The sequence below is a fragment of the Oceanobacillus rekensis genome (assembly GCF_002153375.1).
Lineage (GTDB): Bacteria > Bacillota > Bacilli > Bacillales > Amphibacillaceae > Oceanobacillus > Oceanobacillus rekensis.
In genome coordinates this window covers 330,590-348,884 of record NZ_MTBQ01000001.1, presented here as the reverse complement: position 1 = coordinate 348,884, position 18,295 = coordinate 330,590, and the positions used below count along the sequence as shown (strand labels likewise).

Genomic DNA, 18,295 nt, shown 5'->3' with positions numbered 1-18,295 from the left:
TATTATGGAACCAATCTATATGGATCATGCAGCAACAACTCCAATGGCTGAGGAAGTTGTTCAAGCAATGCTTCCTGTTCTTAATGAGGTTTTTGGAAATCCATCAAGTGTACATTCATTCGGCAGAAAAGCACGTCAGGTTCTCGATGTGGCACGACATGTGATGGCTGAGAGTATTCATGCAAATGAAAAAGAAATTATCTTCACAAGTGGAGGAACAGAGGCGGATAATTTAGCTCTTCTTGGAACAGCTTTAGCCAATCGGGATAAAGGAAATCATATTATCACCACTGCTCAGGAACATCACGCCGCACTTTATACTGCTGAAGCATTAGAGAAACAAGGATTCCGTGTGACATATCTTCCAGTATACGAGAATGGAACAATAGCTATTGAAGATTTGAAAGAGGCATTAACGGATGATACGATTCTCGTGTCCGTAATGTATGTTAATAATGAAACTGGCATTATTCAGCCTATCAAAGAAATCGGTAAACTAGTAAAGGGTTACCAAGCATATTTCCATACAGATGCAGTACAAGCATTTGGACTCATGGATATCGATGTTAACGAATTGGGTATTGATATGTTGACAGTGTCTTCCCATAAGATTAATGGGCCAAAGGGTATTGGGTTTTTATACGTAAACGAAAATGTCAAAATTAATCCTTTACAATATGGTGGAGAACAGGAAAGAAAGCGACGTCCAGGAACAGAAAATATTGCTGGGGCGGCAGGATTTCAAAAAGCTGTACAATTGGCAATGGCTAATAAGGAAACAAGAATAAATCAGTATCAAACATACAAAGAATTATTTGTGAATGAATTGAGACAAAATGATATAACTTTTGAAGTAAATGGTGATATGGATGCTACCATTTCCTCCATTATTAATATTAGCTTTCCAGGTGCAAACGTGGAAGCATTGTTAACAAACTTTGATCTGGATGGAATTGCTGCATCAAGTGGCAGTGCCTGTACAGCAGGAAGTGTAGAACCATCCCATGTATTGACAGCCATTTACGGAGAAGGTCATCCATGTACAACAAATTCAATTCGGTTTAGTTTTGGGATTTCCAATACGGAGGAAAATGTTAAAGAAGCAGCCGGCCGAATTGCAAGGGTTGTAAAACGATTAAATCGGATAAAGGAAAGTGAAAATAATGAAAAACAATAAAGATACTCGCGTAGTAGTAGGAATGAGCGGTGGTGTCGATTCTTCAGTAACTGCCTTGCTTCTTAAAGAACAGGGCTATGATGTGGTCGGTATCTTTATGAAAAATTGGGATGATACGGACGAATTTGGTGTCTGTACGGCAACAGAAGATTTTGATGATGTTGTACGTGTCTGTAATCAATTGGATATTCCATATTACTCCGTTAATTTTGAAAAACAATATTGGGATAAAGTATTTACCTATTTCCTTGATGAATACAAAGCTGGGCGTACACCAAATCCGGATGTGATGTGCAATAAAGAAATTAAGTTCAAAGCATTTCTTGACCATGCCATGTCTCTAGGTGCAGATTATCTTGCTACAGGGCATTATGCACAAGTAAGGGAAGTGGATGGCCGTGTGGAAATGCTTCGGGGTGCAGACGATAACAAAGACCAAACATACTTCCTCAATCAACTTTCTTCAGACGTTTTGAAACAGGTTATGTTTCCATTAGGGCATTTGCCTAAATCAGAAGTAAGAAAAATTGCTAAGGATCATGGTTTGGTGACAGCAGATAAAAAAGATTCAACAGGAATCTGTTTTATTGGTGAACGTAATTTCAAGGAATTCCTTAGTGAATACTTACCAGCACAGCCTGGTACCATGCAAACTATGGATGGTTTAGTTAAAGGAAAACATGATGGTTTGATGTACTATACATTAGGTCAGCGTCAAGGCCTTGGAATAGGCGGGGCAGGCGATCCATGGTTTGTCATCGGTAAAAATCTCAAAGAAAATATCTTATATGTAGAACAAGGCTACAGCAATGATAAATTGTATTCCGACGCATTGATTGCAACAGATATTAATTGGATTAACGAAGATATTATTACAGAAACATTCACATGTACAGCGAAGTTCCGCTACCGTCAAAAGGATAGTAATGTTACCGTCCAACTTCAAGATGATGGGAAAGTCTTTGTTGAATTTGCTGAAAGTGAGCGGGCAGTTACACCAGGACAAGCTGTTGTCTTTTACGATGGGGATGTTTGTCTTGGTGGTGGCACCATCGATGAAATTATAAAAAACAATCAAATACTTGATTATGTTGGTTAAGTAGCATGAGTTCAAAATGGATGGTAAAAAGGACCGAGGTCGTGGTAAACGGAAAAGCAATCATTCGTGCGAAATCCGATGTGACTTTTTACCCGACTTTTTGAACAACCTCTAAGTAAGGAGTTACATGATGGATAAAAATACACAGGCAATTAACTACATGAAGGAACAGAACTATGAAGAAGCAGCCAGGTTATTTAATGAGGTCATTGAGGAACAGCCTGAAGAACCACTGGGCTATATCAACTTTGGTAATCTGTTAGTACAACTGAATGAAAATGACCGTGCTGCTCGTTTTTTTGAAAAAGCGATTCGATTGGATGCACAAGCAGCAACAGCCTATTATGGCTTAGGAAACCTTTACTTCGAGCAATCACTATACCCGAAAGCACAAGTGAATTTCAAAAAGGCAATTGAACTTGGACTCGAAGAAAGTGATGTATACTTTATGCTCGGATTAACATTACAAAATCAGGAACAGTTTAAATTCGCATTGCCATATTTATTAAGAGCGACGGAACTTGCCCCGGAGGATGAAGAGATCCTATTTCAATATGGGCTAACCTTAGCACAAAACAATAACTTAAAGGACGCAGAAAGTATTTTCCATCGGGTTCTCAAAATGAATCAGGAACATAGTGATGCCCATTATAATCTGGGTGTTTTGTCCTTATTCAATGAAAATGTGGAAGCTGCATTAAGCCATTTTAATGAGGCGCTTCGCATCCAGCCAGAACATTTACTTGCGGCAAATGGTAAGAAAAATATAGAACAATTATTAAACGAATAATAGTAATAGATAGTGAGGTTGTTTGGAATGGAAATGGATCAACAACAATCAAATGAAGAAAAGGGATATATCAAAGGTCAGCTAGTAAATACTATTTTTCATAATGAAGCAGAGCATTTCTCGATTGTGAAAATCAGTGTAGAGGAGACAAATGAGGACTTCAAAGAAAAAGAGATTGTTGCGAAAGGCTATTTTTCCAATCTCCAGAAACAGACAACCTACTATTTTTACGGAGAATTTGAGAGGCATGTACGATTTGGATTACAATATAAAGTTTCTTCCTATAAAACCCTCATCCCTGATACAAAAGATGGGCTGGTTTCCTATTTATCAAGTGATCTTTTTTATGGAATTGGTGAGAAGACTGCAGAACGTATTATAGGTCATCTTGGTGAAACAGCCATATCAAAGATTCTAAATGATGCAGGCGTATTAAATGATATTCCTGGATTAAAAAAGGAAACTGCCGAACGATTGACAACAAGTCTTAAAGAGAATCAGGGCTTCGAACATATCGCTGTCTACCTTTCTAACTATGGAATTGGACTTAAAATGGCCCAGAATATCTACCAAAAATACAAAGAGGATGCACTTGAACTTCTTGAAACAGATCCATACCAATATGTTTTTGATATCGAAGGCTTTGGATTCCAAACGGCCGATGAGATTGCAGGTAAAAATGGATTATCGTTGACACACCCGAATCGAATTGGTGCAGGGTGTATTTATACACTTCAGAAAAGTATCCAAGAAGGACATGTCTATTTACCATTGGACTTTTGTGTTGATCAGGTAATGGGACTGCTTTCTATTCATCCAGCTGAACTATCAATCATTACAGATAGGCTGGAGGAATTAAATACGGAGAAAAAATTGATTATTCATGAGGGAAATCTTTATCTTCCCAGCCTTTATTATGCAGAGGATGGTTTTGCATCCAATCTGAAACGAATCATCAACAACCAAATGGAAGAAGAAACATCGTTGGCGGAAATGTTGAAAATAACGGGAGAAATCGAAGAAGCAGAAATATTGAGCTATGGTAAGGAGCAATTTACTGCCATTAATCAATCCTTACATTCCAAAATTATGATCTTAACAGGCGGACCGGGTACAGGGAAGACCACGGTCATAAAAGGAATCCTCAAAGCCTTTGCAGCAATACATCAGATCTCGCTTGACCCTAAAGATTATGAAAGCAAATCGGATTATCCATTTATACTAACAGCACCGACTGGTCGTGCTGCAAAACGATTAAATGAATCTACTGGACTTCCAGCTGTAACGATACATAGACTACTTGGATGGAATGGCAGTAATGGTTTTGACAAAGACGAACAAGAGCAACTTTCTGGAAAGTTTCTAATTGTAGATGAATTTTCAATGGTTGATATCTGGTTGGCAAATAGTCTATTTAAAGCGATTCCTGATCATATGCAGGTTCTGCTTGTGGGAGATGAAGATCAATTACCATCTGTTGGCCCTGGTCAGGTATTATCAGATCTACTAAAAAGTAATTTCCTACCACTCGTAAGTTTGAGTGAAGTTTATCGGCAAAAAGAAGGGTCTAAGATTATCCAGCTTGCACATGAAATTAAGAACGATACATGTACAGATGAATCGTTAATAAATGATCAGGACTTCAGCTTTATTTCTTGTTTTGAACATCATATGATCCAAGTAATTACTTCTATCTATAAAAAGGCACTAGATAAAGGGTTAGATCCCAAAGATATCCAAGTGTTAGCCCCGATGTATAGAACACAGGCCGGGATAACTATGATTAATAAAGAATTGCAGCAGATTATTAATCCGAAGACGAAAAGAAAAAGAGAAATTCATTTTAATGATGTCGTCTATCGTGTCGGAGATAAAGTGATCCAGCTTGTCAATCAACCTGAAGAGGGAGTTTATAATGGAGATATTGGTGAAATCGCAGCAATTTTCAAAGAAGATGAAAATAAGGAAAATGTCGAGCAAATAGTAATTACATTTGAAGATAGAGAAGTTGTTTACATAAGAAAAGATTATGTCAATTTTATGCATGCCTATTGCATCTCCATTCATAAGTCGCAGGGCAGCGAATTTCCGATTGTTATTTTACCAGTTGTATCAGCTTATAATCGCATGCTGCGTAAAAACCTTTTGTATACAGCAATTACTAGAAGTAAAGAGTCATTAATTATTTGCGGGGAAAGAAAAGCATTTTTGCGGGGTATCCAGACAAAAGATACAAACAAAAGATACACGTCATTAAAAGAGCAGTTAACTGAAAGGATTCAGGACATACCGAAGACGGAAATGGAAAAAATAGAGGAAATAGAAGATCAAGAAATCTCTCCATATGATTTTATGTAAATTTTCATGTATATATTGATACAATTTGGGCAAGCATAGTAGCGTATTATACGAAAAAGGAATGTTCAAAAGGCCCGGCAAAAATGACACGGCGAATTTCGCACGAATGCTTGGTTTTCCGTTTCTCACGTATTAATTGCATACGTTGAATAGAATTCTGCACCTCCATCTACAAGCATATTCGGAGAAGCGGGTTCCTCGGTGCAAGAAAGCGTTGAAGCAAATTCGGTGCAGAAGGCTCGCTGCCTCGAACTTCTCGGTCCTTTTCACCCTCCTTTTTGAACAACTGCGAAAAGGGGTTTGACTATGCTACGTTGTCCGAATTGTAATGGAAAAGATATAGGTAAAATAGGTACACAGGATTATTTTTGTTGGACTTGCTGTATTGAAATGACAATATCCGGTAAGGAATTAATGGTACATCAAATTGAATCGGATGGAAGTCTGAGTTCATTGGATGATCTGTTTACAGAAGAAGAGAGGCAACTTCCATGAGTACTCCCAGCTAAGACATGTATTATACTAATTTGCTGAGGAGTGTCTCTTTATGTTTGATGATAAAAAGCGGTTTACAATATTATATTGGTTACTGATTGGCATCATCTTATTTATATTTTCCTATTTATTTGTGAAAACAATTCCGTATTATGGAGTTTTCTTTTCATTTATATGGAGATTATTGATTCCTTTCATTATTTCGGCTTTAATAGCTTATTTACTGTATCCCTTGGTAGAGAAGATTTATAGTATGAATATAAATAGAGGTTTAGCAATTCTTTTAATTTATCTTATTTTCTTTGGTGGAGCAGGCTATTTATTTTATCGTGGATACCCATTAATTATCCACCAGTTGGGCGATTTAAATGAAAATCTCCCACAATTTATTACGATGTATGAGAAATTAATTTTTCAGTTGTACGAATATACTTCCTTTTTACCAGAGACTGTCCACGATAAGATAGATGAGGTTATCCTATCACTTGAAACATCATTGGATCGACTGATTGCTAAACTTGTTGCAGGCTTTGCTAAAATTGTGGACATGATTTTCATCATTTCAGTAATACCAGTACTTGTATTTTATTTTATTAAGGACTATACGAAGATAAGGTCGTTTGGTATTAAATTTATCCCTTATAAATACAGGGGTAATGTGAGTAATTTGATGGTCGAAGTCGATAAAGGTCTAGGTGGATATATTCGAGGTCAATTGATTGTCAGCTTGTTTGTCAGCCTAACATCATTAATTATTTTTAAGCTACTAAACATTAAATACGCCTTATTACTTGCTATTGTTATGGGGATCACCAATATTATACCTTATTTTGGTCCGATTATAGGTGCGATACCAGCTGTGACGATTGCTTATACAACGGCAGGGAACAAGGTTTTTTTTGTCATTCTAGCTCTGTTTGTGATACAGATTATTGAAGGGAATCTATTATCGCCATATATTATGGGAAAGAGTATAAAAATACACCCTGTTGCCATCATCTTTGTATTATTGCTTGGTAGTCAGCTATTTGGAATCTGGGGAATGATTTTGGCAGTCCCTGTTCTTACTATCTCGAAAGTAATAATCGGTCAATTACTGGCATTACATACATATGATTGACAATGGTGAAAAAATTTCATATAATATCGCTAACATCATAATTAAACACATTGAAGGTTATAAGTACATGAAATACTGGTTCGAAGAGAGGGATTTCCTAGGCTGAGAGAAATTCCAACACAGATTCATGGAAAGCTAAACCGGAGTACGGTTAAATCCCGTCGGTCTCATACCGTTACGATGATAAAGTGATGAATGACTATTTTCATTCATAATTAGGGTGGTACCGCGAATATATCTCGTCCCTGCAATATTGCAGAGAGGGGATTTTTTTATTTTTTATAAGGACGTTTACTGGAGGAATATTAGATGAAACAATTAAGTTCAGCAGAAATCAGGCAAATGTTTATCGACTTCTATAAGGAAAAAGGGCATCGTTTGGAACCCAGCGCATCACTCGTACCGAAAGATGATCCAACATTGTTGTGGATTAACAGTGGTGTTGCCACATTGAAGAAATACTTTGATGGTCGGGTTATCCCTGATAACCCACGTATCGTCAATGCCCAAAAGGCAATTCGTACGAATGATATTGAAAATGTAGGTTTTACAGCACGTCACCATACTTTTTTTGAAATGCTTGGGAACTTTTCCATTGGGGATTATTTTAAAAAAGAGGCAATTGACTGGGCCTGGGAGTTCTTGACAAGTGAAAAGTGGGTTGGCTTCGATCAGGAAAAATTATCTGTCACTGTCCATCCCGAAGATGACGAAGCATATGATATTTGGCTGAATGATATTAAGTTACCTAAAGAGCGAATTATTCGATTGGAAGAAAATTTCTGGGATATTGGTGAGGGACCAAGTGGACCAAACACGGAAATATTTTATGACCGTGGTGAAGCATATGGGAATGATCCATTTGATCCGGAGCTTTACCCAGGAGGAGAAAACAGCCGCTATCTGGAAGTATGGAATCTCGTATTTTCCCAATTTAACCATAATCCAGATGATACATATACACCGCTTCCAAAGAAAAACATTGATACAGGTATGGGACTTGAACGCCTGACATCAATCATACAGGAAGTACCAACTAATTTTGAAACGGACTTGTTTATGCCAATCATCCGAAAAACGGAAGAAATTGCGAACACGACGTACGGGAAAACTACATCAGGTGATACAGCATTTAAAGTTATTGCAGATCATATTAGAACCGTCAGCTTTGCAATTGGGGATGGCGCTGTACCATCCAATGAAGGACGAGGTTATGTGTTACGCAGACTCGTAAGGAGAGCTGTCCGCTTCGCAAAAGAAATCGGTATTGAAAAGCCATTTATGTTTGAACTTGTAGATACCGTCGGAGAGATTATGAAAGAATTCTATCCGGAAGTTTTAAATCAACGTGAATTTATTATCAATATTATTAAGGTAGAAGAAGAACGTTTCCATGAAACATTGAATGACGGTCTAGATATATTAACCACAGTTATGGAGCAGGAAAAAGGAAATGGAAATACAGTTATACCTGGGGAAGAAGTGTTCCGTCTATATGATACGTATGGTTTTCCAAAAGAATTGACGGCAGAATATGTAGAAGAACAAGGTTTTACGATAGATAAAGAGGGTTACAACCGCGAAATGAATAAACAGCGTGAACGTGCTAGGAATGCAAGACAAAAAGTGGATTCCATGCAGGTTCAAGATACGATTTTAAGTGAAATAGATGTTAAAAGTGAATTTATTGGATATGACAAACTGGAAACAGATGCATTGGTTGAAACAATTATCGGTGGTAAAGAAGTCATTAATTCCGCAGTGAAAGATGATGAAGTATATCTATATCTGAATAGGACACCATTTTATGCTGAGAGTGGTGGGCAAGTAGCAGACCGTGGTTGGATCTATACGGAAAATGCTTCAGCGTATGTTTTGGATGTACAGAAATCGCCAAAAGGGCAAAATATCCATCGCGTCCAAATAAAAGATGGAGAAATTCGTCAAGGTGACAAAGTTAAAGCTGTTATAGATTCACATTTCCGGAATTTTGTTATTAAGAATCATACTGCAACACACTTACTTCACCAGGCATTGAAAGATGTATTGGGTAACCATGTCAATCAAGCAGGTTCCTTAGTGACGCCGGAGCGATTACGCTTTGACTTTTCTCATTTCAACAGTGTTTCCAGTGAGGAATTGAAAGAAATCGAACAAATTGTTAACGAAAAAGTTTGGGAGTCTATTTCCCTTATAATAAGCAATAAGAAACTAGACGCGGCAAAAGAAATGGGTGCAATGGCATTATTTGGGGAAAAATATGGTGACATTGTTCGTGTTGTTCAAATTGGTGACTATAGTCTGGAACTATGTGGCGGCTGTCATGTTACAACCACATCGGAAATAGGCTTATTTAAAATCGTATCAGAAAGCGGTATTGGTGCAGGTACGAGAAGAATAGAGGCTGTTACAAGTAAGCATGCCTATGAATTCCTAAATAACAAACTTTCCATTTTAAGTTCTTCTGCAGAACTAGTTAAATCCATGGATGAACAGCTTCCAGAGAAGATTGAAGGATTACAACAAGAGCTGAAGATTTCACAAAAGGAAAATGAATCACTGAGCGCAAAATTATCCAATTTGGAGGCAACATCTATTTTAGACCAAGTAGAAAATGTAAATGATGTCCCACTACTTGCACAAAAGGTCAATGTGAAAGATATGAATCAGCTCAGAAATATGGTTGATGGGCTGAAACAAAAGCTGGCGACAGGTGTGATACTGCTTGCTGCAGAAAATAACGGAAAAGTGCAACTTGCTGCAGGGATTTCAAAAGACCTAAATGGAAAAGGATTACATGCTGGGAACCTAATTAAGCGGGCTGCTACAATTTGTGGAGGCGGCGGTGGCGGTCGTCCAGATATGGCTCAAGCCGGTGGGAAAGATCCTTCCAAAATTGAAAATGCCCTGGAATCCGCAAAAAATTATATTACGGAGAATGTAAAATAACCACACTGTTTGTAACCAGTGCATATAAAAAGTATAATAAATGAAGTAAACATGTTAAAATGTCACTAGAACGCAAACTTGGAACGAGGTGCCACGATGAGTTCAATTGATAAAACAATGAAGTTTAATTTTTCAGAGGAACCATTTGATCGGGATATTAAAGAAATTCTTTTAACTGTCCATGAATCATTACAAGAAAAAGGGTATAATCCAATTAATCAGATTGTGGGTTATTTATTGTCAGGCGACCCTGCATATATTCCGAGATACAATGATGCTAGAAATTTGATTCGGAAAGTAGAAAGAGACGAAGTGATTGAAGAGTTGGTTAAATTTTATATTGAGCAGAACAAGGAGAATAAATGAAAATTGTAGGATTAGATGTTGGATCAAAAACCATCGGGGTTGCGGTCAGTGATGCGTTTGGCTGGACTGCTCAAGGACTGACTACTATCCATTGGAATGAAAGTGATATTCATTCTGCCGATGAAGAATTAAAAGAAATCATAAAAACGCATGAAATTGGAAAAGCTATTGTCGGCTTACCCAAAAATATGAATGGAACTATTGGAGAACGTGGAGAAGCCTCCGAAAGATATGCCAATCATATTGAAGAAGTACATGGTATTCCAACCGAGTTATGGGATGAACGACTAACTACCGTAGCAGCTGAACGCGTATTACTTGAAGCGGATATGAGTAGAAAGAAAAGAAAGAAAGTAATTGATAAAATGGCTGCGGTCATGATATTGCAAGGATACTTAAATCAGAAATAAAGGAGTGATCGAATGGCTTTGGAGGAAAAAGAAAGAATAATAATACCAGATGAAAATGGTGACGAGCATTTATTTGAAGTCTTGTTCACTTTTGATGTTGATGAAACGGAAAATTCTTACATCGCAGTCGTACCAGCTGAACAGGCGGAAGAAGAAGAAGTAGAAGTTTATGCATTTCGTTTCGAAGAGCAGGAAAATGAAGATTTCACACTTTTTCCAATAGAATCGGATGAAGAATGGGAACTAGTTGAAGAAATGTTAAATACATTAGCAGACGAAGAAGCATAAGGATCCATGATTGAAAGCAGCTGATGTCAGGAATGCGACATCAGCTTTTGCTTGTAATCCACTATTTTAGTATAATATAGCGGACGAAGGGGGGATTCTTGATGTCTAAAGAAAAAAATAATGGCAGTTTTAAAGATAATCTTATAGCGAGAAGTCAGGAAGCCAGTACTGTTAGAAAGATTGTATTTATCATCCTAATAGCTTTCCTATTAATACTTTTAATCGGAGGTATATCTGGTTATCTGTATGTTAAATCTGCACTACAACCTGTTGACCGAGAAAGCGATGAACAGATTACTGTCGATATACCGATTGGTTCTTCAACATCAACGATTGCTGCGATATTAGAAGAAAATGGTATAATAAAAGACCAGCGTATTTTCCGTATTTATACTAAAATTAATAATGAAACAGAGTTCCAAGCAGGAGAATATACATTCACAACTGCAGTTACATTTGATGAAATTATTGAGTCGCTAAAACATGGTAAAGTTATGATCGAACCAGTTCATAAGATTACAATACCCGAGGGCATGACTGTTAATCAAATTGCAGAGATTTACGATGATAAATTTGAATTCACAAAAGAGGATTTTCTTAATCAGGTTAATGATGAAGCCTATATTAAGGAATTAATTGGAAACTATCCGGATCTTTTATCCGAAACAATTCTTGAAGAAGAAATCAGGACACCACTTGAGGGCTATCTTTTTGCTTCTACATATAATTTTTATGAGGAAGAACCGAGCATTGAATCAATAGTTGATACGATGTTACAGCAAACGCAAGATGTATATTCTAAATATGCAGCGGATCTGGAACAAATGGACTTCACTGTTCATGAAGCACTTACATTTGCTTCTTTAGTTGAAAGAGAAACCGCAAGTGAGGATCAACGCAGGCAAATATCGCGTGTATTCTATAATCGACTGGAAGTAGGTATGCCATTACAAACAGATCCAACCGTCCTTTATGCACTTGGAGTACACAATGAAACGGTGACATACAAGGATCTAGAGATTGAGTCACCATATAATACGTATCACATTGATACTCTTCCAATTGGTCCCATCTCGAATTTTGCCGAAAATTCACTAAAGGCTGTACTTGAACCGGCTGAATCCGACTATATATACTTCCTTCATGATTCAGAAGGAAATATATACTATGCTGAAACGTATGATGAGCATTTACAAAATAAGGACGAGCATATAAATTAACTTGAATTGTGAAGTTGGTTTGCAGATAGAAAGTTTTAACACATACACCTATCTGCATAAATGAAAACTTGACATGCGTCCAGCGTATTGGCGAATGTCAAGTTTCCCATTTAAATAGAGAACTTTAAATAACGAGGTAGTTAAAATGAATGAAAAGCAGGAACATTATTTAGCGGAAATACTTCCCACACAACATGAATGGGTTCAGGAATTAGAAGAGCAAGCTAAATCTGGTCGTGTTCCTATCATGGATCGTGTTGGTATCCATTTTGTTATGCAACTGATTCGGATGAAAAAACCTGATAAAATATTAGAAGTAGGTACTGCGATAGGCTATTCAGCATTAAGGATGCTTGAGGCCAATCCAAATGCTTCTGTTATAACGATTGAAAAAGATTTACAGCGCTACGAGCAGGCAATCGAAAATATTAATCAACTACAAAAGCAAGATCAGATAGAGGTAATCCATGGGGATGCACTGGAGAAGCTTTTGGAACTATCCAATCATGATCACCAGTTCGATTTGATATTCATTGATGCTGCAAAGGGGCAATACAGTCGTTTTTTTGAACTTGCAGAACCCATGCTGAATAAAAATGGAATTATTCTCTCGGATAATGTATTGTTTAGGGGTTATGTTGCAGAGCCGGTGAATGTACCAAAAAGGTATACGAAAATGGTTGAAAAATTAAGGGATTACAATAAAATGCTGATGAATCATCGAAAGTTTACTACTTCCATTATTCCTATAGGTGATGGGGTAGCAGTAAGTTATAAAATAAGTGAGTAAAGGGGTTCCACGCAAGCTATGAGAGATAAGCCAGTAGTTATAGGTGTAGCAGGAGGAAGCGGCAGTGGGAAAACCTCTGTAACCCGCTCCATATGCCAACGTTTTACGGATAAAACAATACTTGTTATTGAACAAGATTACTATTACAAAGATCAAACACATCTTCCACTGGAAGAAAGATTGAATACAAACTATGATCACCCATTTGCATTTGATAATGATTTATTAATAAATCATCTACATCAACTTCTTGATCATAAACCAGTTGAAAAGCCTGTTTATGATTACAAAATTCATACTAGATCAGATGAAGTTATCCATGTTGAACCGAAAGAAGTTATCATTGTGGAAGGTATTTTAATTTTAGATGATCCCAGGCTGGTCGATTTAATGGATATTAAGGTATTTGTAGATACAGATGCAGATTTACGGATTATTCGCAGACTTTTAAGAGATATTAAAGAGCGGGGACGTAATCTTGATTCGGTAATCGATCAGTATATTAATAATGTAAGACCATCACATTTGCAATTTATTGAACCAACAAAACGATATGCAGATATTATCATTCCAGAAGGTGGAAAAAATCATGTTGCCATTGATATCATGGCAACGAAGATCGAGAATATTTTATCAAAAAATATAAAGTAATGTGGCCAAAAATATTGAAAATTTAAACCAAATCTGGCATAGTATTTAATAGTATATTTTTAATACTTATCACATAAGCTTTAAAGCTTATTTTGTTTGCATAGTGAAGAGAAGGAGTGTTTTTAATGGCTGTAGAGAAAAGTTATTATATGACTCAAGAGGGGAAAGAAAAATTAGAGAATGAATTACATGTTCTAAAAACAGATAGAAGACAGGAAGTTGTAGAACGTATAAAAGTTGCACGAGATTTTGGTGACTTATCCGAGAACTCCGAATATGATGCAGCAAAAGATGAGCAAGCTTTTGTTGAGCAACGTATTACACAAGTAGAAAAGATGATTCGTAATGCTGTCATTATTGAAAATGATAACGATAATCCAGATATTGTTTCCTTAGGGAAATCCGTAACATTTGTAGAATTACCTAATGGAGAAGAAGAAACTTACATGATTGTTGGTAGTGCCGAAGCAGATCCATTTGAAGGTAAGATTTCCAATGATTCTCCAATGGCAAAAAGTTTATTGGGACATGAAATTGGAACAGAAGTTGCTGTTGCAACTCCTGGTGGAGATATACAAGTAAGAATTGTAAAAGTCAATTAATGAATCAAGTAAAAGCGGGGGGACAGCCCCCGCTTTTTTTCATGTTCGAATTTAATTATTTTAGTTAACAGAAATGCGTTAGAAACTATTGTTTTATCGTTGGTTTTGAATCGGCATATATCCAAAAATATGATACTATAATATAGATGATAGGAGGGAATAGAAGTGAGCGAATCAGACAAACATTCACGCTTGAACAAATTTGAAAAACGTAGAAAAAATACAAAGACGATTTCTATTTTCCTTATAGTTGGAGCATTTCTGCTACTATTATTACTGGGTATATGGTTTTTCGGTGGCGGTGATAGCGAAACAGATTTAACAGCGAACGAGGAAGAAAAATCTTCAGATTTCCTGATTACAGAGGAAGATGATGAAGAATCTGGTTCAGAAACAGAAAATGACTCTTCTGAAAATAACTCGACTACAGATGAGGAATCAAAGAAAGAAAATGAATCTGAAGAAGACGAAAACAATAGTGAAGAAAATGAGGAAGAACAAACAGAACCAGCAGAACCATCTGATGATAATGTTGAAGAAGCATATACTGGTAACTGGGAACCGGTTGGAACAGAGCAGGAAGGTCCACATACCATGAATTTCAATGATGGTTCTCAGGATCGAATAGAAATAAAAAGCGCAGCATCCATGGTCACAGGTATTCCTGAGAGTGAAATGGTGGAATGGTGGGTTGGTAACAATGGCGATCAAAAAGCAATTGCAACAGTCTCCCATAAGGCAGAAACAGAAGTCTACCGTGTCTTTCTTTCTTGGATAGAAAACGAGGGATGGCAACCAACTAAAGTTGAAATTCTCATCGAAAATGATAAAAAGTAAGAACCTTGATAATTACTAAATGGGAGGATACATCATGAAAATTGGAATTATTGGTGCAATGGATGAAGAAATTGCGTTATTAATGGAAAATATGACAGATAGCCAAGAAAAAACAGTTGCTAATTGCCTGTTTATAGAAGGAAAGATACATCAAAAGGATGTCGTTCTCTTAAAATCAGGAATTGGAAAAGTGAATGCTGCAATGGCAACAACGATTATGCATGAGCGTTTTTCACCTGCATATGTTATTAATACTGGCTCAGCAGGGGGATTTGCAGAAAAACTGGAGGTAGGGGATGTGGTTATTTCTACCGAAGTCGTTCATCATGATGTAGATGTGACTGCTTTTGACTATGCATATGGACAAGTACCTGGTCACCCTGCAATGTATACGGCTGATAAAATGCTGATTGAAAAGGCAGTATCTGCCACGTACAACTTGGATATAAATTATGAAAAAGGAATTATTGCAACAGGTGACACTTTTATGGAAGATCCTGAAAGAGTGTTATTTGTCCGTGAAAAGTTTCCGACGATGCTTGCATCTGAAATGGAAGCCGCCGCTGTTGCTCAAGTATGCTATCAATATGAGAAGCCATTTGTTATTATTCGTGCATTATCTGATATTGCAGGGAAAAAGTCATCTATATCCTTTGATCAGTTTCTTGAGAAAGCTGCCAAAAATGCTGCAAAATTAATAATGAATATGATTAAAGACTAAAAAAGCAGAAGCGCTGAACATTACATTCAGACGCTTCTACTTTAATTTAGTCTTTCCTTTCGATAATACTCATGGAATACTTTCATTAAGGCTCTTTTTTCAATCCGTGATACATAGCTTCTCGAAATATTCAGCTTTTTTGCTATTTCTCTTTGTGTCATTTCATTATAATCGTTTAGACCGTAGCGGTATACAATAACCTCACGTTCTCGTTTATCAAGGATAGAGAAATACTTTTGCATTTTTGTTATTTCCATATTCAATTGGATGTATTCGATTACATTATCATTTTCTGCTTCTAAGATGTCAATTAGGCTTATCTCATTTCCTTCTTTGTCCTGACCAATTGGATCATGTAGAGATACGTCCTTCTTCACCTTTTTAAGAGCTCTTAAATGCATCAGTATTTCATTTTCAATACACCTGGCTGCATATGTTGCCAGTTTCGTACCTTTACCAGAAGAGTAACTCTCAACACCTTTTATTAATCCAATGGTACCGATGGAAATTAAATCTTCCATGTCTTCGCCTGTATTCTCGAATTTTTTAACAATATGTGCGACAAGTCTTAAATTATGTTCAATTAACTTATTCCTGGCTGTTTCACTACCATTTTGCATTTCTTGAATGTATTTCGCTTCTTCATCTGAGGGTAAGGGCTGTGGAAATGCATGATTTTTTACATAGGAAACGAAAAAGAGGGCTTCCTTAATTACAAGAGCAAGAACGGATAAAATTCCGGACAAACACAATCACCTCCCAGGTGTTTCGTCTGCGTTAAGATGTGTTTTGGGGCATTTACCTATATAACATCTTTATGACGCATGGGACTCAAATGTGTCTGTCCATGAAAAAAATCTTTACAAATCGTTGTCAGACTTTAAAATTGTATTTAAAACTGCATTTTTCCAACGCTATTTTCATATCACTATGTGGCTGCTTTTTGTTTCCAATAATTTGATAATCTTCTTGACCTTTACCTGCAATAATCACGATATCTCCTGGTTCACTTATATCAATTGCCTGGTGGATAGCTTCCTTCCGGTCCGGTATCATTGTATAGTTATGATGGCGCATTCCTTTTTCCATATCGTAAAGAATAGAGACGGGGTCTTCAAAACGTGGATCGTTAACAGTTAGAATAACAAAATCAGCTGCAGATGCTTTTTCACCCATCAGAGGTCTTTTTAATTCATCCCGGTCCCCACCAGTACCAGCAACAAAGATTAACTTATTCTTTTTAAAAGGCAATACCGTTTTAATGGCCTTTTCGATAGCATCAGGGGTATGTGCATAATCAAGGTAAATAGAAATAGGAGAATCTATCTTCACTTTCTCCATCCTACCACTTACAGGCTTTATCTCTTGAATATATTCTACAATGGATTCTAATGAAATTTCTCCTTTTGCATAAAGGGATGTGATTGCAGCAAGTGCATTGTAGACATTAAATTCACCCAATAAATGCATATTTAATTCAAAGGTTTTATGGGGAGTTAGCAGTGTGAAATTTGTTCCATGCTCATGGGTGGTAATATTTTCAGCTTTAAAATGCGCATCACTGTGAATTCCATAAGATATGACTTCTACAGGTGCCATCACGGCATATGTTTGAAACCATGCATCATCTTTGTTTAAAATAACGTATTTTTCTTTTGTCAGGTCAGTTCCTAAATGTGCAAATAATAGCCCCTTTATATATCCATAATCATGCATCGTATCATGATAGTCTAAATGGTCCTGGGTTAGGTTGGTGAAGGTGACAATATCAAATTCAACTCCCCATAGTCTTCCTTGGGCCAATCCATGTGAGGAAACTTCCATAACCATATTGCGAATACCAAGATCACATGCTTTCTTAATCATTTGTTGATTTGTTAGTGCGTCACAAGTTGTATTTGGGCTACTATTATATTCATCAACGAGCACTGATCCGTTTGTGCCAGCTAAAGCTGTTTCATATCCAGAACTTTTCAATACATGGTTGATTAAAGAAGCAACGGTTGTTTTTCCATTTGTCCCTGTTATACCATATATATTTAAGTTTCTGGAAGGGTAGTCATAGAATTTACAGGCAAGGAGTGATAATGCCTTTGATGTATCTTTTACAACAACTAATGCAACATGATTTAATCCAATATCTAATTTTTCTTCTGCAATAATAAGGGTTGCCCCGTTGTTTATCGCTTCTGAATAATAATCGTGTCCATCAACTGTGTAACCACGGATACAGATGAAAAGAGAGTTTTTATCAACTTTTCTAGAGTCGTCATAAAGGGCATCTATTTTATCTGGTAAATTACCATGTATTTCTTTCATTTTTAGACAGTCAAGTAATTCGTATGTGTTCATTGTTTTTAATAAACCTCACTTTAACCACTGTTTATATTTTAAAGGTACTATAAATTAGGCTCTTTGATTA

General features: G+C 36.7%; 18 protein-coding genes and 1 other annotated feature. Of the genes, 16 read left to right on the top strand and 2 right to left on the bottom strand.

Translation table 11 applies throughout. From position 1 onward, the window contains the following. The first annotated feature begins 4 nt into the window (after positions 1-4). The 16 genes from BV906_RS01860 to mtnN all read left to right on the top strand — a co-directional run bounded on the left by BV906_RS01860 (position 5) and on the right by mtnN (position 15,873). The gene (locus BV906_RS01860; RefSeq protein WP_087971768.1) at positions 5-1,177 is read left to right on the top strand and encodes a cysteine desulfurase family protein; all 1,173 of its coding nucleotides are present in this window, start codon (positions 5-7) and stop codon (positions 1,175-1,177) included. Beyond that, positions 1,164-2,276, top strand: a complete 1,113-nt coding sequence (mnmA, locus tag BV906_RS01855) for a tRNA 2-thiouridine(34) synthase MnmA (protein WP_087971767.1) — start codon at positions 1,164-1,166, stop codon at positions 2,274-2,276. Before BV906_RS01860 ends, mnmA begins: the two co-directional genes overlap by 14 nt. A gap of 130 nt (positions 2,277-2,406) precedes the next feature. Further along, a complete protein-coding gene (locus BV906_RS01850; RefSeq protein WP_087971766.1) occupies positions 2,407-3,066 on the top strand; it encodes a tetratricopeptide repeat protein in 660 nt (219 codons plus the stop codon). Between the two features lie 33 nt (positions 3,067-3,099). Further along, complete coding sequence (gene recD2 / locus BV906_RS01845; RefSeq protein ID WP_425435167.1) at positions 3,100-5,424, top strand: SF1B family DNA helicase RecD2; 2,325 nt, start codon at positions 3,100-3,102, stop codon at positions 5,422-5,424. Between the two features lie 306 nt (positions 5,425-5,730). Continuing rightward, a complete protein-coding gene (locus tag BV906_RS01840; protein ID WP_087971764.1) occupies positions 5,731-5,919 on the top strand; it encodes a hypothetical protein in 189 nt (62 codons plus the stop codon). Between the two features lie 52 nt (positions 5,920-5,971). Next, a complete protein-coding gene (locus tag BV906_RS01835; protein ID WP_087971763.1) occupies positions 5,972-7,039 on the top strand; it encodes an AI-2E family transporter in 1,068 nt (355 codons plus the stop codon). 41 nt (positions 7,040-7,080) lie between these two features. Continuing rightward, positions 7,081-7,289: a binding site (T-box leader), on the top strand. A gap of 59 nt (positions 7,290-7,348) precedes the next feature. Further along, a complete protein-coding gene (alaS, locus tag BV906_RS01830) occupies positions 7,349-9,988 on the top strand; it encodes an alanine--tRNA ligase (protein WP_087971762.1) in 2,640 nt (879 codons plus the stop codon). A 96-nt stretch (positions 9,989-10,084) separates the two neighbouring features. Further along, positions 10,085-10,354, top strand: coding sequence for an IreB family regulatory phosphoprotein (locus tag BV906_RS01825; protein ID WP_087971761.1), 270 nt, complete (start codon positions 10,085-10,087; stop codon positions 10,352-10,354). After that, a complete protein-coding gene (ruvX, locus tag BV906_RS01820; protein ID WP_087971760.1) occupies positions 10,351-10,764 on the top strand; it encodes a Holliday junction resolvase RuvX in 414 nt (137 codons plus the stop codon). The genes BV906_RS01825 and ruvX overlap by 4 nt, the downstream gene beginning before the upstream one ends. A 12-nt stretch (positions 10,765-10,776) precedes the next feature. Beyond that, a complete protein-coding gene (locus BV906_RS01815; RefSeq protein WP_087971759.1) occupies positions 10,777-11,052 on the top strand; it encodes a DUF1292 domain-containing protein in 276 nt (91 codons plus the stop codon). Positions 11,053-11,153: 101 nt separating this feature from the next. Continuing rightward, positions 11,154-12,272 (top strand): endolytic transglycosylase MltG, encoded by a 1,119-nt coding sequence (mltG, locus tag BV906_RS01810; RefSeq protein ID WP_087971758.1) that lies wholly within the window; start codon positions 11,154-11,156, stop codon positions 12,270-12,272. A gap of 145 nt (positions 12,273-12,417) precedes the next feature. Then, positions 12,418-13,062, top strand: coding sequence for an O-methyltransferase (locus tag BV906_RS01805; RefSeq protein ID WP_087971757.1), 645 nt, complete (start codon positions 12,418-12,420; stop codon positions 13,060-13,062). An 18-nt stretch (positions 13,063-13,080) separates the two neighbouring features. Then, a complete protein-coding gene (gene udk / locus BV906_RS01800; protein WP_087971756.1) occupies positions 13,081-13,713 on the top strand; it encodes a uridine kinase in 633 nt (210 codons plus the stop codon). Positions 13,714-13,838: 125 nt separating this feature from the next. After that, positions 13,839-14,315, top strand: a complete 477-nt coding sequence (gene greA, locus BV906_RS01795) for a transcription elongation factor GreA (protein WP_087971755.1) — start codon at positions 13,839-13,841, stop codon at positions 14,313-14,315. Between the two features lie 165 nt (positions 14,316-14,480). After that, a complete protein-coding gene (locus BV906_RS01790) occupies positions 14,481-15,152 on the top strand; it encodes a YrrS family protein (RefSeq protein WP_087971754.1) in 672 nt (223 codons plus the stop codon). Positions 15,153-15,186: 34 nt separating this feature from the next. Further along, positions 15,187-15,873 (top strand): 5'-methylthioadenosine/S-adenosylhomocysteine nucleosidase, encoded by a 687-nt coding sequence (gene mtnN, locus BV906_RS01785; RefSeq protein ID WP_087971753.1) that lies wholly within the window; start codon positions 15,187-15,189, stop codon positions 15,871-15,873. A gap of 41 nt (positions 15,874-15,914) precedes the next feature. Here the strand turns inward: mtnN and sigK are convergent, their stop codons facing one another. Together sigK and BV906_RS01775 are read right to left on the bottom strand one after the other, a co-directional pair. Further along, entirely contained in the window at positions 15,915-16,619 is a 705-nt protein-coding gene (sigK, locus tag BV906_RS01780; protein ID WP_087971752.1) for an RNA polymerase sporulation sigma factor SigK, read from the bottom strand. A gap of 127 nt (positions 16,620-16,746) precedes the next feature. Beyond that, a complete protein-coding gene (locus tag BV906_RS01775; RefSeq protein ID WP_087971751.1) occupies positions 16,747-18,225 on the bottom strand; it encodes a UDP-N-acetylmuramoyl-L-alanyl-D-glutamate--2,6-diaminopimelate ligase in 1,479 nt (492 codons plus the stop codon). Positions 18,226-18,295: the final 70 nt, after the last annotated feature.